Origin of the sequence: Streptomyces cyaneofuscatus (genome assembly GCF_033109485.1) — a bacterium.
In the GTDB taxonomy this organism is placed as follows: domain Bacteria; phylum Actinomycetota; class Actinomycetes; order Streptomycetales; family Streptomycetaceae; genus Streptomyces; species Streptomyces cyaneofuscatus.
In genome coordinates, this window is the sequence record NZ_CP137002.1 from 6,733,095 (window position 1) to 6,747,452 (window position 14,358).

A 14,358-nucleotide genomic window follows, 5' to 3' on the forward strand; every position below is an offset into this window, starting at 1 on the left:
ATCCTTGCCGGACGCGTGCCCCGGTTTCTCGTTTTGTACGTGGTACGTGGGAGGACGCAGTGGGTATCCAGGACACGCCCGAGGAGTGGCAGGTCACCGCGACCGTCACCCCCTTCACCGGCAACAAGACCAGCGTCCGCACCGACCAGGTGGTCATGCCCGACGGCTCCGTCCACGGCCGTGACTACCAGGTCCACCCCGGCTCCGTGGCGATCCTCGCGGTCGACGAGGACGACCAGGTGCTCGTCGTGCGCCAGTACCGCCACCCGGTCCGCCAGCGGCTCTGGGAGATCCCGGCCGGACTGCTGGACGTTCCCGGTGAGAACCCGCTGCACGCCGCGCAGCGCGAGCTGTACGAGGAAGCGCACGTCAAGGCCGAGGACTGGCGGGTGCTGACCGACGTCTACACCACGCCCGGCGGCTGCGACGAGGCCGTACGGATCTTCCTCGCCCGCGGCCTCTCCGATGTGGAGGGCGAGCGGTTCGCGGTCTCCGAGGAGGAGGCCGACATGGAGCAGGCCCGCATCCCGCTTCCCGAGCTGGTGCGTTCGGTGATCGCGGGGGACCTGCACAACAACTGCCTGGTCGTCGGGGCGCTCGCGCTCACCGCCGTCCTCGCGGGCGACGGCGTCGACTCGCTGCGGCCCGCCGAGGCGCCCTGGCCGGCCCGGCCGTTCGAGGCCTGACGGCCCGTCCGCCGCCTTTCTCCACACCCCCGGTCGGGCGATCGTCCGAAACGACGATCGTAAGAAATGCTGATCCGATCGGGGGATGTTCCCCTGGCTCCGCCCCGCTCCGCAGTGATCCACACCACCGCTGAACTACGCTCGAAAGGTCCCGACCGGAGTTCCGGCGGGCACGGCGTGCAGCGAAGTGGAGCGTGGCCCGTGACCGATCAGGCGGTGGACACCAGCGGCCCGGCGGAGGCTGCGGGGACCGAGGAGCCGTCCGGCGCCGCCCCGCCCCGATTCTTCGGCCGGGAACGCGAGTTGAAGGCCCTGCGGGCGGACATCGAACGCGCCGGCCTGGACACCCTGGCCGGCCGCAAGACCCCCCGTGCCCGGGTCCTGCTCATCGCGGGCCGCCCCGGCTCCGGCCGCAGCGCGCTGGCCGCCGAACTCGCGGGCTCCCTCACCGGTACGGGCACGGCCCCGGCCGACGCGTCCGGACCCGGAACCGGAACGGGCGCCCTGCCCTGGGGCGTTCCCGGTACAGGCTCCGGCGACTACCCCGACGGGGTGCTCCGGGTCGGCCTCACCGAACCCGGCGGCGAGCGGGTCCCCACCGAACGCACCGCCGCCGAGATCCTGGACCTGCTCGGGCTCCCCCTCCCGCCCGGCGCGGATCAGGACGAGCTCTCCGAGATGGTCCGCGAGGCCCTCGCCGTACGCCGTCTCGTCCTGCTCCTCGACGACGCGGCCGACGCCGAACAGGTCGACCCGCTGCTCCCGGAGAACCCGGACTGCCTGGTCGTCGCCGTCGCCACCGGCCCGCTGACCGGCATCCCCGACGTCCGGCCCTGCACCCTCGGCGGCCTGGAGGCGGGCGCCGCCGTCCAGCTGCTCGCCCGCGCCATCGGCCAGGTCCGCATCACCGTCGACCCGCGCACCGCCGAGAGCCTGGCCGAGGAGTGCGGGGGGCAGCCCGCCGCACTCGCCCTGATCGGCGGCTGGCTCGCCGCCCACCCCATGGCCTCCGTCGCCGACGTCACCAAGCAGCTCCACGAACTGCCCGACACCGGCGACCAGCAGCCCACCGGGGCCCGCCCGCTGGCCCGCGCCTTCCGCCTCGTCCATGACTCCCTGCCGCAGGCCGCCGCCCGGATACTGCGCCTCCTCGCCCTCGCGCCCGCCGGACTCGCCGACGCCCACACGGCCTCCGCGCTGGCCGGCTGCTCGGTCTCGGCCGCCGAGAAGACCCTGGACGACTTCGTGAAGCTCGGGCTGCTGCGGACGGACGGCGCCGCCCACCCCCAGTACGGCATCCCCGGCTGCCTCGCCCCGATGCTGCGCGCCCTCCTGGAGGACCGGGACCGCCCGGCCGAGATCCAGCTGGCCCGCGCCCGGATGCTGGAGCGGACCGTGCGGAGGCTCCAGGCCTGCCGGGCGGTCACCGAGGCCGAGGGGACCACCGCCCACCGCAAGCTCGCCGGGCTGCCCCGCTCCCTGCGCTTCCCCAGCGCCGAGGAGGCGGGCGTCTGGCTCCTGCTGCGGCAGCCCGCCCTGCTCGCCTCGGCCCGGCTCGCGGTGGCCGACGGCGAGCTGGACACCCTGGCCCGCCGCCTCGTCGCCGCCCTGGTGCGGGCGCTGGCCGTGCACCGGGGCACCGAGGCCGCCGCCCCCGAGCTGTACGGGCTGCACGGCCTGGTCCTGGACGTGGCCGAACGCCGCAACCTGCCCCGCGAACAGGCGGCGGCCCTGCTGAACCTCGCCGACCTGGACGCCCGCACCGGCCGCCCCCGGGACGCCCTGACCCGCTACCGGGCCGCGCTGGACGCCGGACGGGCCGCCGGCGACCTCTATGCGACGGGCCGCGCGATGGAATCCGTAGGCAGTACGTACGCCGAGCTCGGCGACTACCACCGGGCCTCCGACTGGTACGGCCGCGCGCTCGCCCAGCGCCTCACCCAGGGGGAGCGGGCGGACGAGGCCCGCCTCTACGGACGGCTCGGCGCCGTCCACAGCTACGCCGGGCGGTACGGCGAGGCCCTGCGGAACTGGCGGGCCGCCGCGGCCGGCCACCGCAGGCTCGGCGACCTGGCGGCCCAGGCGCGGGCGCTCAGCGAGGCGGCGCGGGTGCAGGAGTACGCGGGGCGGCCGCACGACTCGCTGCACACCTGCCGGGAGGCGGCCGAGCTGGCCCGTCGCGCCGATGACGTGCGGCTTCAGGCGGCGCTCCAGCTCCGGCTGGCCGACACCCTGGACCGGCTCGGCGACCCGGCGGCGGCCCGGCTGCACCGGTCGGCCGCCGACAGATTGCTGGACGAGGAGGGTTCTGCCTACGAAATCCGCAGTGCTTCGACAGAAAGTTAATGCTTTGTAAGGCTAGACAGCGCGAAGTCCTTCATTAGACTGGCTCTGCCGCGCTCGTTCGTGGCGTCTCCATTTAAGCTGTATATATCCGGGTCTGTCCTGTCGTGCCCGGATTACCCTCCGAGCCAAGGACCGTGATCGACGTGAAGGTCGGCATCCCCCGCGAAGTCAAGAACAACGAGTTCCGGGTGGCGATCACCCCCGCCGGAGTGCATGAGCTCGTCCGCCACGGCCACCAGGTCGTCATCGAGAAGGACGCCGGCGTCGGCTCGTCCATCCCGGACCAGGAGTACGTCGCCGCCGGCGCGCAGATCCTGGGCACCGCCGACGAGGTCTGGGCCACCGCCGACCTGCTGCTGAAGGTCAAGGAGCCGGTCGCCGAGGAGTACCACCGCCTCCGCAAGGACCAGACCCTCTTCACGTACCTGCACCTCGCCGCCTCCCGCGAGTGCACCGACGCGCTGCTGGCCTCCGGCACCACCGCCATCGCCTACGAGACGGTCGAGACCGCCAACCGCGCGCTCCCGCTGCTCGCCCCGATGTCCGAGGTCGCGGGCCGTCTCGCCCCGCAGGTCGGCGCGTACCACCTGATGCGCTCGGTCGGCGGCCGCGGTGTGCTCCCCGGCGGCGTCCCCGGCACCCACGCCGGCCGTGCCGTCGTCATCGGCGGCGGTGTCTCCGGCTGGAACGCCACGCAGATCGCCGTGGGCCTCGGCTTCCACGTCACGCTGCTCGACCGCGACATCAACAAGCTGCGCGAGGCCGACAAGATCTTCGGCACCAAGGTGCAGACCGTCGTCTCCAACGCCTTCGAGCTGGAGAAGGCCGTCGTCGAGGCCGACCTCGTCATCGGCGCCGTGCTGATCCCCGGAGCCAAGGCCCCGAAGCTGGTCACCAACGAGCTCGTCGCCAAGATGAAGCCCGGAAGTGTACTTGTCGACATTGCAATCGACCAGGGCGGCTGCTTCGAGGACTCGCACCCGACCACCCACGCCGAGCCGACCTTCCAGGTCCACGACTCGGTCTTCTACTGCGTCGCCAACATGCCCGGCGCGGTCCCGAACACCTCCACCTATGCGCTCACCAACGCCACGCTGCCGTACATCGTGGAGCTGGCGAACCGTGGCTGGGCCGACGCCCTGCGCCGCGACGCCGCCCTGGCCAAGGGCCTCAACACCCATGAGGGCCAGGTCGTTTACCGCGAGGTGGCCGAGGCGCACGGTCTCCCGCACGTCGAGCTGAGCACGCTGCTCGGCTGACGGGTCAACACCTCCCGTCAACATCGCACCTCCGGCCGGACCTTGCCGAGCAAGGTCCGGCCGGAGGTGTATCGGGCCCCATGGGGCCCTTGTGCAACTCGCCTCGAACGTAACCCTTTACCCGTTTCGTGCAGCGGCGAAATGTGTGGCTTGGTCGCTGTGCACCCTTGACAGCGAGGCGTTCGATTGCCGACACATCGGGCCGGGTCCGGCGGATTGTGTTGCTGCGGACCGGTGACACGCCATAGAGTCGCCAATCGTCGGCATGGTGCCACGCTGACCTATCGATAAGTTTCCTGGTCACGTCCAAGGAGGTAAGACGACTTGTGAATGAGTCGACAATTACTCCCGGGGGTGGTCAACCAGGGATGCCTGCACGGGGTCTGAGCCCGATCGGGCTCGAAGCTGTCGGCTCCGTCGCTGTCCGCACCTTCACCACCCAACAGCACATGACGACAGCCCCCCAGATGATGGACGGCCTACACGTGAACGCCACGGCCGGCAACGAGAGTGGCCGGAACACCGACCGCTTCGCCGACTTCGCCGAGGTGCCCGAGGGGCACTTCTACGACCCCGACGCCGAGTACGAGCCCGATCCGGAGTACGCGGCCACGCTCGCGCCCGACGCCGCGCGCCAGCGCCGCGAGCGCATCGGCCCGACCGGACGGCCCCTGCCGTACTTCCCGATCCCGGGTCCCCTGACCGACCACGGCCCCGCGAAGATCATCGCGATGTGCAACCAGAAGGGCGGCGTCGGCAAGACCACGTCGACCATCAACCTGGGTGCCGCGCTCGCCGAGTACGGACGCCGTGTCCTGCTCGTCGACTTCGACCCGCAGGGCGCCCTCTCGGTCGGCCTCGGGGTCAACCCGATGGAGCTCGACCTCACCGTCTACAACCTGCTCATGGAGCGGGGCATGGCGGCCGACGAGGTCCTGCTCAAGACCGCCGTCCCGAACATGGACCTGCTGCCGAGCAACATCGACCTCTCGGCCGCCGAGGTGCAGCTCGTCAGCGAGGTGGCCCGCGAGTCCACGCTCCAGCGCGCCCTGAAGCCGCTGATGGCCGACTACGACTACATCGTGATCGACTGTCAGCCCTCGCTCGGCCTGCTCACCGTGAACGCCCTGACGGCCGCTCACAAGGTCATAGTGCCGCTGGAGTGCGAGTTCTTCGCGCTGCGCGGGGTGGCGCTGCTCACCGAGACCATCGAGAAGGTCCAGGAGCGGCTCAACCCCGAGCTGGAGCTCGACGGCATCCTCGCCACCATGTACGACTCCCGTACGGTGCACAGCCGCGAGGTCCTGGCGCGTGTCGTCGAGGCCTTCGACGAGCACGTCTACCACACGGTCATCGGGCGCACGGTCCGCTTCCCGGAGACCACGGTCGCCGGTGAGCCCATCACCACGTACGCCTCCAACTCGGTCGGTGCCGCCGCCTATCGCCAGCTCGCCAGGGAGGTGCTCGCCCGGTGTCACGCCGAGTGAGTCTGCCGGGGGCCGACGAACTGTTCCGTACGACCGGGGGAGGGATGGGCCTCCAGTCCTCCTCCCCGGCGGACCGGCGACGCAAGGCGAACGGTGAGCCCCGGGTGCCCGCACCGGCCGGGGAGAGCGACCCCGCGGGCCGGTCCTCCGAGGCCGGTGAGGAGCACGCCTCCGCCGACGACGCGGGCGACGCGCGCGGCCGGGGTGCAGAGGGCGACCGCCAGGCCGCCGCTGCCCCTGCCCCCGCTCCGGCCCCGCCGTCCGGCGACCGGTCCGCCGCCGCCTCCACTCCGGCGGAGCAGTCCCCGGCCGTCCAGCAGCAGCGCAGGCGCGGTGGTGGACGCGGAGCCAACCGGCGCCCCAGCGGCCGCGAACGCCACGACGAGAAGATCACGGTCTACGTCTCCGCCGAGGAGCTGATGGACCTGGAACACGCCCGGCTCGTCCTGCGCGGCGAACACGGCCTCGCCGTCGACCGCGGCCGCATCGTCCGCGAGGCGGTGGCGGTGGTCCTCGCCGACCTGGAGTCCCGGGGCGACGCGAGCATCCTCGTACGGCGGCTGCGCGGCCGCTGACCGGCGCCGCGCCGGTAGCCTGCCGGATGGGACCCGCCGACCGGCGGGGCCCGTCCGCGCCCCCGCCCCCCTTCTGGACCACCATGCCCCCGCCCCACGACCCCGCCGCCCCGCGCCGCCGCGCCCTGGGCCGGGGGCCGGGGGCGGCGGCGCCCGTGGAGCCCGTAGAGGTGGCCCAGGAGCCCGTACGGGGGCCGGAAGCCGTTCCCGTACCGGAAGTACCGGAAACGCCGCCGGAGCCCGTACAGGCCGAGTCGGAGCCCGTACAGACCGCAGCCGAGCCCGCCGAGGCGCCGGAGGCGGCCGACGACAAGCGCTTCACGGTCCGGCTTGTGAACTTCGAGGGCCCCTTCGACCTCCTCCTCCAGCTGATCTCCCGGCACAAGCTGGACGTGACCGAGGTCGCGCTCTCGAAGGTCACCGACGAGTTCATGGCGTACATCCGCGCCATGGGCCCCGACTGGGACCTCGACCAGACCACCGAGTTCCTCGTCGTCGCCGCCACCCTGCTGGACCTGAAGGCCGCCCGGCTGCTGCCCGCCGCCGAGGTGGAGGACGAGGCGGACCTGGCGCTCCTGGAGGCGCGGGACCTGCTCTTCGCGCGGCTGCTCCAGTACCGCGCGTACAAGCAGATCGCGGACATCTTCAGCGGCCGCCTGGAGTCCGAGGCCCGCCGCCACCCCCGTACCGTCGGCCTGGAGGACCACCACGCGGAGCTGCTGCCCGAGGTCGTCATCAGCATCGGGCCCGAAGGGTTCGCCAGGCTGGCCGTCAAGGCGATGCAGCCGAGGCCCAAGCCCCAGGTGTACGTCGACCACATCCACGCCCCGCTGGTCAGCGTCCGTGAGCAGGCGGGCATCGTGGTGGAGCGGCTGCGCGAGGCCGGGGCGGCGGTGAGTTTCCGCACGCTCACCGAGGACGCCCCCGACACCCTCACCGTGGTCGCCCGCTTCCTGGCCCTGCTGGAGCTGTACCGGGAGAAGGCCGTCACCCTGGACCAGGACGAGGCGCTGGGCGAGCTGCTGGTGGCCTGGTGCGGCGGGGAGGGCGCGGAGCCGGTGGTGACGGACGAGTTCGACCAGGAGCTCAACGGGGGCAGTGACGAGGAGGACGTACGGGAATGAGCGAGCAGCCGACCCAGGGGGACGACACGGGCGCCGTCGCCTCGCTGGACCTGAAGCCCGCCCTGGAGGCGGTCCTCATGGTCGTCGACGAGCCCGCCACCGTCGATCAGCTGGCCAAGGTGCTCCAGCGGCCCCGCAGAGCCGTGACGGACGCGCTGCGGGAGCTGGCCGACGAGTACACCGTGCAGCGCCGGGGCTTCGACCTGCGGCTGGTGGCGGGCGGCTGGCGGTTCTACACCCGCCCCGAGTACGCGGCGGCCGTCGAGGGCTTCGTCCTGGACGGCCAGCACGCCCGGCTGACCCAGGCCGCGCTGGAGACCCTGGCGGTGGTCGCCTACCGGCAGCCGGTGAGCCGGTCGCGGGTCTCGGCGGTGCGCGGAGTCAACTGCGACGGCGTCATGCGGACCCTCCTCCAGAGGGGCCTGGTGGCCGAGGCGGGCGCGGAACCCGAAACAGGTGCGATCCTGTACAGGACGACGAACTACTTTCTGGAGCGAATGGGCCTGCGCGGCCTGGACGAGCTCCCGGAACTCGCGCCCTTCCTCCCCGAGGCGGACGCGATCGAGGCTGAGACGCTAGAGGGTGTGCCGTCGTTCGATCCGGACGCACCGGACACCCCGGATACTCACGCAGACGACAAGACGGAATTTTGATGCGAAGCAGTGGCAGGAACAGCGGAAGCGGCAGCGGCGGTCAGGGCGGCCGGAGCGGCGGCCAGGGCGGTCGCCCCGGCGGTCAGGGCGGCGGCGGACGCGGCGGCAGCGGCCAGGGCGGGCGGCCCGGAGCCTCGGGCGGCCGTCCCGGCGGCCAGGGCGGTCGTCCCTCCGGCGGCCAGGGCGGACGCGGCGGCAGCCAGGGCGGGCGTCCCGGCGGCCAGGGCGGGCGCGGCGGCTACCAGGGCGGCGGGCGTGACGAGCAGGAGCAGCGCCCCCGCCGTCCCCGCCCCGAGGAGCGCCGCTACGACGTCGGCAACGACGCCCCCGGCGCCCGCGCCGAGCAGGACGGCCCCCGCAAGGGCCGCGGCTCGGCGGCCCGCGGCGGCGCCAAGGGCGGTCCGAAGCCCGCACAGGGCGGCGGCAGCCGCAGCGGTGGCTTCCGGCGCGGCGGCAGCCCTTCGCGCCCCCGCGAGCTGGACGCCAAGATCGAGCAGCGCAACCGCGACCGGTACGCGAACAAGCCCGACCTCAAGCTCCCCAAGACCCACCCGGGCGCGGAGGAGGAGGGCGAGCGGCTGCAGAAGGTCCTCGCCCGGGCCGGCATGGGCTCGCGCCGCGCGTGCGAGGAGCTGATCGAGCAGGCCCGTGTCGAGGTCAACGGCGAGATCGTCGTCGAGCAGGGCATGCGCGTCGACGTCCACAAGGACGAGATCAAGGTCGACGGCCTGACCGTCGCCGCGCAGTCGTATCTCTTCTTCGCGCTGAACAAGCCCGCGGGCGTCGTCTCCTCGATGGAGGACCCGGACGGCCGCCAGTGCCTCGGCGACTACGTGACCAACCGCGAGACGCGGCTGTTCCACGTCGGCCGGCTCGACACCGAGACGGAGGGCATCATCATGCTCACCAACCACGGTGAGCTGGCCCACCGCCTCACGCACCCCAAGTACGGCGTGAAGAAGACCTACCTGGCCGCCATCCAGGGCCCCCTGCCGCGCGACCTCGGCAAGCGGCTCAAGGACGGCATCCAGCTGGAGGACGGCTACGCCCGCGCCGACCACTTCCGCGTCGTCGAGAACACCGGCAAGAACTACCTGGTCGAGGTCACCCTCCACGAGGGCCGCAAGCACATCGTGCGCCGGATGCTGGCCGAGGCCGGCTTCCCGGTCGAGCGCCTGGTGCGGACGTCCTTCGGGCCGATCCCGCTGGGCGACCAGAAGTCCGGCTGGCTGCGCCGCCTCACCAACACCGAGGTCGGCATGCTGATGCGCGAGGTCGGTCTCTAACAGCGCTCCCACCAGGCCCGCGGCCGGTATCCGTTCGGAAAGTTCGAACAGAACCGGCCGCGGGCCTTTTGCTGCCCCCGCCCACCCTTTATAGTCAGAGTGACCATTAAAGAAGGAGGCGGGCCCGTGAGCCTCGCGGACATACTCGATCCCTTGCAGCAGCCCCTGGTGACGGTCCTGGACACCCCGGTCAGCTGGACCGAGGTGCTGGGATTCGGCAGCGGCGCGCTGTGCGTGTGGCTCGTGGCCCGCCAGCACATCGCCAACTGGCCGATCGGCATCGCCAACAACGTCTTCTTCATCCTGCTCTTCGCCCAGGCCGGCCTGTACGCCGACGCCGGCCTCCAGATCGTCTTCATCACCCTCGCCGCGTACGGCTGGTGGACCTGGACCCACGGGGGTGGACCAGGGACCTCGGCCCTGCCGGTGCGCAGGACGACGCGCACCGAATGGGCCTGGCTGCTCGCGGCGGGGGTGGTGGGGACCGCCGGGCTCACCCTGCTGCTCACCCGGGCCACCGACTCCACCGTCCCGTTCTGGGACGCTCTGACGACCTCGCTGTCGCTGATGGCGACGTACGGGCAGTGCCGGAAGCGGCTGGAGTCCTGGTGGCTGTGGATCGCGGCGGACGTGGTCTACATCCCGCTGTACGCGCACAAGGGGCTGTACCTGACCTCGCTGCTGTACGCCGGGTTCCTCGCGCTCTGCCTGGTCGGCCTGCGCAACTGGCACCGCGACCTGACCGCCCGTAACTCCCGTCCGCTGGAGGCGGTCACGGCATGAAGACGTACGAACACGGCCTGGTCCTCGGCAAGTTCTACCCGCCGCACGCCGGTCACCACCACCTCGTCCGGACCGCCCAGGACCACTGCGAACGGCTGACCGTGCTGGTCTGCGCCGCCTCCGTGGAGTCCGTACCGCTCGCCGACCGGGTCGCCTGGATGCGGGAGATCCACCCGGACGTCACGGTGGTCGGCGCGGTCGACGACACGCACATGGACGTGACCGACCCGGCGGTCTGGGACGCGCACATGGCCGTCTTCACCGCCGCCGTGCCCGAGCGGGTCGACGCGGTCTTCACCTCGGAGGCGTACGGGGAAGAGCTCGGCCGCCGCTTCGGCGCCGCGTCCGTCCTCGTGGACGCCGAGCGCACCCTCTTCCCGGTCTCCGGCACCGCCGTGCGCAAGGACCCGGTCGGCTGCTGGGACTTCCTCCGGGCACCCGTCCGGGCCGCCCTCGCCCGCCGGGTCGTCGTCCTCGGCGCCGAGTCCACCGGCACCACCACCCTCGCGCGGGCCCTCGCCGGCCACTACCGGGCCCGTGGCGGGGTCTGGGCGGGGACGGGGTACGTCGCGGAGTACGGGCGCGAGTACAGCGAGCACAAGCTCGCCGCCCTGCGCGAGCGGTGGCCCGGGGCCGTCTGGGAGGACGTCACCTTCACCACCGACGACTTCCCCGTCATCGCCGAGGCCCAGAACGAGCGCGAGGAGGCCGCCGCCCGCACCGGCTCCCCGGTCCTCTTCTGCGACACGGACTCCTTCGCCACCACCGTCTGGCACGAGCGGTACGTCGGCGGCCGCAACCCGCTCGTCGAGGAGATCGCGGACCGGGTCGGCCACCACCTGTGGCTGCTCACCGACCACGAGGGCGTCGCCTTCGAGGACGACGGGCTGCGGGACGGCGAGGAGCTGCGGCCCTGGATGACCGACCGCTTCCGCGCCGAACTCACCCGTACGGGAAGGCGGTTCATCGAGATCACCGGCCCGCCCGAGGTCCGCCTCGCGCAGGCCGTCGCCGCCGTCGACGAACTCCTCGCCACCGGCTGGGACTTCGCCGCCCCGCTCCCGGAGAAGCGATGAGCACCGGCGTACCCGAGGGGTACGACCCGCACGCCTTCCCGCCGTTCGCGGTCACCGTCGACCTCGCGGTCTTCACCGTCCGGGACGAGACGCTCCATGTGCTGCTGGTCGAACGCGGCCAGGACCCGTTCCGGGGCCGCTGGGCGCTGCCGGGCGGCTTCGTCCTGCCCCGCGAGTCCGCCGACGAGGCCGCCCGCCGCGAGCTGGCCGAGGAGACCGGCCTCGGCCCGGACGCCGTGGGCGCCCTCCACCTGGAGCAGCTGCGCACCTACACCGACCCGGACCGCGACCCGAGGATGCGGGTCGTCTCGGTCGCGTACGCCGCCCTCCTGCCGGACCTCCCCGAACCGCGCGGCGGCGGCGACGCGGCCAGCGCGCGATGGTGGGCGACGGGCGCCACCGGCCCGCTCGCCTTCGACCACGACCGCATCCTCACCGATGCCCGCGACCGGATCGGCGCCAAGCTCGAATACACCTGCCTGGCCACGGAGTTCTGCCCGGCCGAGTTCACCCTCGGCGAGCTCCAGCAGGTGTACGAGACGGTGTGGGGCGTCGCACTGGACCGCCCCAACTTCCGCCGGAAGGTCCTGAGCGCGCCCGGCTTCGTCGAACCGGTCGACGGCCCGCCGCGCCGCACGGGCGGCCGGGGCAAACCGGCCGCGCTGTACCGGGCGGGCGGAACCACGACCCTGCACCCACCGCTGCTGCGACCGCAGCCCACCGACGCACCCCTCTCGCGCCCGGAAGGACGAACGCCATGACCATCGCCACCCGAAGGCTCACCAAGCAGGCGGCCACCGGCTCGCTGACCGGGCTCGCGCTCGGTGACGCGCTGGGCTTCCCCACCGAGTTCAACGACGTGCCCGCCATCCTCGCCAAGTGCGGCCCCTGGCGGCAGATGGGCCTCCCGACCCCCGCGATCGTCACCGACGACACCCAGATGACGATCGCGCTGGGCCGGGGCATCCGCACCGCCATGGACAGCGGGCTGCTCACCCCGGAGCGCATGGTGGACCCGGTCCGCCGGGAGTTCATCGCCTGGTACCACTCGCCGGAGAACAACCGGGCCCCCGGCAACACCTGCCTCTCCGCCTGCCGCATGCTCGAATCCAGCCGGGTCTGGCAGGAGGCGAGCCAGACCCGCTCCAAGGGCTGCGGCGCCAACATGCGGGTCGCCCCCGTCGGCCTCGTCCCCGGCCTCAGCGACGAACAGCGCGCCGGCGCCGCCCAGCTCCAGGCCGCCCTCACCCACGGCCACCCCACCGCGCTCGCCGCCTCCGACCTGACCGCCCGCGCGATCCACCTCCTGGCCCAGGGCGCCGAACCGCTCGGCCTGGTGGGCCAGCTGCGCAGCTACGCGTACGAGAACACCGGCCGCTACCACGCCCGTTGGCTCGGCGACCTGTGGCGGTACGCCGGGGACACCTCGCCCGAGGCGTTCATCAGCCGCGGCTGGGACGAGTGCCAGAGCGCCCTGGCCGCCCTCCAGGAGGCCCTGCGCGACCCGTCCCCGGAGACCGACCCGTGCGAGCGGACCGGCGACGGCTGGATCGCCGAGGAGGCCCTCGCCACCGCCCTGCACTGCTTCCTGCTCTTCCCCGAGGACCCGCTCACCGCCCTTCGCCGGGCCGCCTGCACCCGCGGCGACTCCGACTCGATCGCCTGCCTGGCGGGCGCCTTCGCCGGGGCCCACCTGGGCGCGGGGGCCTGGCCCCAGGAGTGGTCGGAACGCATCGAGTACCGGAGCGACCTGCTCTCCCTGGCGGCGCTCTGGGACGCTTGAGCGACCTCTATGCCGACGCCCGCCGGACCCGTACGAGAAAGTCCTCCACCGCCGCCCGGTCCGGCTCGGGTGGTAGCCGGGAGTTGTCCGCCGCAGCGTCGTTCTCCTCGGCCAGGCGGTTCATCCGGCGCTCCACCTCCGGCCAGGGCACCTCGCCCCGCTTCACCGCCAGCAGCTCCTCGCGCGCGTCGCCGACGTCGATGTGCAGCTCGCCGGTGCGCAGCAGGTCCCGGCCGCTCGTCAGCAGTCGCAGCAGGTGCATCGCGTGCTTCCAGCGGGGCTCCCCGTACTGCCGTACGTCGGCCTCCAGCTTCTTCCGCTGGCCCAGCGCGTAGCGGACGAACGTGGCGTGCGCCAGGCGGGAGAGGAACGCCCCGCGCAGTTCCAGCAGTTCGCGGCCGGTGTCGTCCACGTACTCCACCAGCGGGGAGTGCAGGCACTCCAGCACGTTCGGGTTGGCCCGCAGCGCCAGCTCGCAGAAGCGCTCCAGCTCCCAGGAGAACTGCTCGGGGGCTGGGCCCTCGATGTGCGCCGGGGGCTTGGTGAGGCGCCAGAACAGCGGGGTGGGGGCCACGAACACGCCCCGCCGGTCGGTGTCGCTGTCCTCCGTCGCCAGCCCGAACGCGCGGGAACCCATCACACACGCGTAGACCGTGTGGTCGCTTACGAGAGCCTCGTCGGTGGGAGTGATCATGGCGGCGAGGGTACGGGGGCGGCGGGCCGTCCCGCCCCCGAAATTCCGGCCGCCACGCCTGGGGAGCCCCGGCCCTCAGCCCAGCCGGATCGCTCCGCCCTCGACGGTGATCTGCTCGGCCGGCAGCGGGCGGGTCGCCGGGCCGGCCTCGACCGCCGCGTCCGTGATGGAGAACTTGGAGCCGTGGCAGGGGCAGTTGATGGTGCCGTCGCTGACCGTCGAGACGAGGCACTGGGCGTGCGTGCAGACGGCGGAGAACGCTTTGAACTCACCCTCCTCCGGCTGCGTCACCACCACTTTCTGCTCCTTGAAGATGGTGCCGCCGCCGACCGGGATGTCGCCCGTCGCGGCCAGCTCCTCACCGCCGGGCGAGGCGTCGGGGGAGGTCCCGGGCGATGCCGTGTCCGATGCCGTCGGCGTACCGCTCGCGTCCCCTCCGCCGCTCTCGTCGCCGGACGATCCGCAGCCGGTCACCAGGGCGGCGGCGCCCGCCGCGCCCGCCGTCAGAACAGTCCTTCGCCGTGCGTTCGCGTTCATGGGCTCTCCAGTTGTCGTGGGGTGATCCGTGCCCGCCATCGTGGTGCCGGGGGGCGCGCAGGTGAAGCA

14 protein-coding genes are annotated in these 14,358 nt (G+C 72.8%); 12 read left to right on the forward strand and 2 right to left on the reverse strand.

The annotated features are described in order from the left end of the window. Positions 1-59 precede the first annotated feature (59 nt). The 12 genes from R2B67_RS29685 to R2B67_RS29740 all read left to right on the forward strand — a co-directional run bounded on the left by R2B67_RS29685 (position 60) and on the right by R2B67_RS29740 (position 13,058). Positions 60-686: an NUDIX domain-containing protein gene (locus R2B67_RS29685; protein WP_317822315.1), complete on the forward strand. Its 627-nt coding sequence runs from the start codon at positions 60-62 to the stop codon at positions 684-686. 201 nt (positions 687-887) lie between these two features. Continuing rightward, positions 888-3,032 carry a tetratricopeptide repeat protein gene (locus tag R2B67_RS29690; protein WP_317822316.1) on the forward strand — a complete coding sequence of 715 codons (2,145 nt, stop codon included), beginning with the start codon at positions 888-890 and terminating at the stop codon, positions 3,030-3,032. A 143-nt stretch (positions 3,033-3,175) separates the two neighbouring features. Then, positions 3,176-4,291 carry an alanine dehydrogenase gene (gene ald / locus R2B67_RS29695; RefSeq protein WP_164240680.1) on the forward strand — a complete coding sequence of 372 codons (1,116 nt, stop codon included), beginning with the start codon at positions 3,176-3,178 and terminating at the stop codon, positions 4,289-4,291. A gap of 368 nt (positions 4,292-4,659) precedes the next feature. Further along, positions 4,660-5,778 (forward strand): ParA family protein, encoded by a 1,119-nt coding sequence (locus R2B67_RS29700; RefSeq protein ID WP_018515503.1) that lies wholly within the window; start codon positions 4,660-4,662, stop codon positions 5,776-5,778. Further along, positions 5,775-6,353: a hypothetical protein gene (locus R2B67_RS29705; RefSeq protein WP_317824985.1), complete on the forward strand. Its 579-nt coding sequence runs from the start codon at positions 5,775-5,777 to the stop codon at positions 6,351-6,353. The genes R2B67_RS29700 and R2B67_RS29705 overlap by 4 nt, the downstream gene beginning before the upstream one ends. A gap of 83 nt (positions 6,354-6,436) precedes the next feature. Next, positions 6,437-7,477, forward strand: a complete 1,041-nt coding sequence (locus R2B67_RS29710; protein WP_317824986.1) for a segregation and condensation protein A — start codon at positions 6,437-6,439, stop codon at positions 7,475-7,477. Further along, positions 7,474-8,130: an SMC-Scp complex subunit ScpB gene (gene scpB, locus R2B67_RS29715; protein ID WP_317822317.1), complete on the forward strand. Its 657-nt coding sequence runs from the start codon at positions 7,474-7,476 to the stop codon at positions 8,128-8,130. Before R2B67_RS29710 ends, scpB begins: the two co-directional genes overlap by 4 nt. Beyond that, the gene (locus tag R2B67_RS29720; protein WP_317822319.1) at positions 8,130-9,416 is read left to right on the forward strand and encodes a pseudouridine synthase; all 1,287 of its coding nucleotides are present in this window, start codon (positions 8,130-8,132) and stop codon (positions 9,414-9,416) included. The genes scpB and R2B67_RS29720 overlap by 1 nt, the downstream gene beginning before the upstream one ends. Before the next feature lie 126 nt (positions 9,417-9,542). Next, a complete protein-coding gene (pnuC, locus tag R2B67_RS29725; RefSeq protein WP_317822320.1) occupies positions 9,543-10,199 on the forward strand; it encodes a nicotinamide riboside transporter PnuC in 657 nt (218 codons plus the stop codon). After that, positions 10,196-11,275, forward strand: coding sequence for an AAA family ATPase (locus R2B67_RS29730; protein WP_317822321.1), 1,080 nt, complete (start codon positions 10,196-10,198; stop codon positions 11,273-11,275). The genes pnuC and R2B67_RS29730 overlap by 4 nt, the downstream gene beginning before the upstream one ends. After that, positions 11,272-12,036, forward strand: a complete 765-nt coding sequence (locus tag R2B67_RS29735) for an NUDIX hydrolase (RefSeq protein ID WP_317822322.1) — start codon at positions 11,272-11,274, stop codon at positions 12,034-12,036. Before R2B67_RS29730 ends, R2B67_RS29735 begins: the two co-directional genes overlap by 4 nt. Further along, positions 12,033-13,058: an ADP-ribosylglycohydrolase family protein gene (locus R2B67_RS29740; RefSeq protein ID WP_317822323.1), complete on the forward strand. Its 1,026-nt coding sequence runs from the start codon at positions 12,033-12,035 to the stop codon at positions 13,056-13,058. The genes R2B67_RS29735 and R2B67_RS29740 overlap by 4 nt, the downstream gene beginning before the upstream one ends. Positions 13,059-13,065: 7 nt before the next feature. Here the strand turns inward: R2B67_RS29740 and R2B67_RS29745 are convergent, their stop codons facing one another. Next, a complete protein-coding gene (locus R2B67_RS29745; protein WP_317822325.1) occupies positions 13,066-13,752 on the reverse strand; it encodes a nucleotidyltransferase domain-containing protein in 687 nt (228 codons plus the stop codon). 75 nt (positions 13,753-13,827) lie between these two features. Beyond that, positions 13,828-14,289, reverse strand: a complete 462-nt coding sequence (locus R2B67_RS29750; RefSeq protein WP_317822326.1) for a Rieske (2Fe-2S) protein — start codon at positions 14,287-14,289, stop codon at positions 13,828-13,830. Between the last annotated feature and the right edge of the window lie 69 nt (positions 14,290-14,358).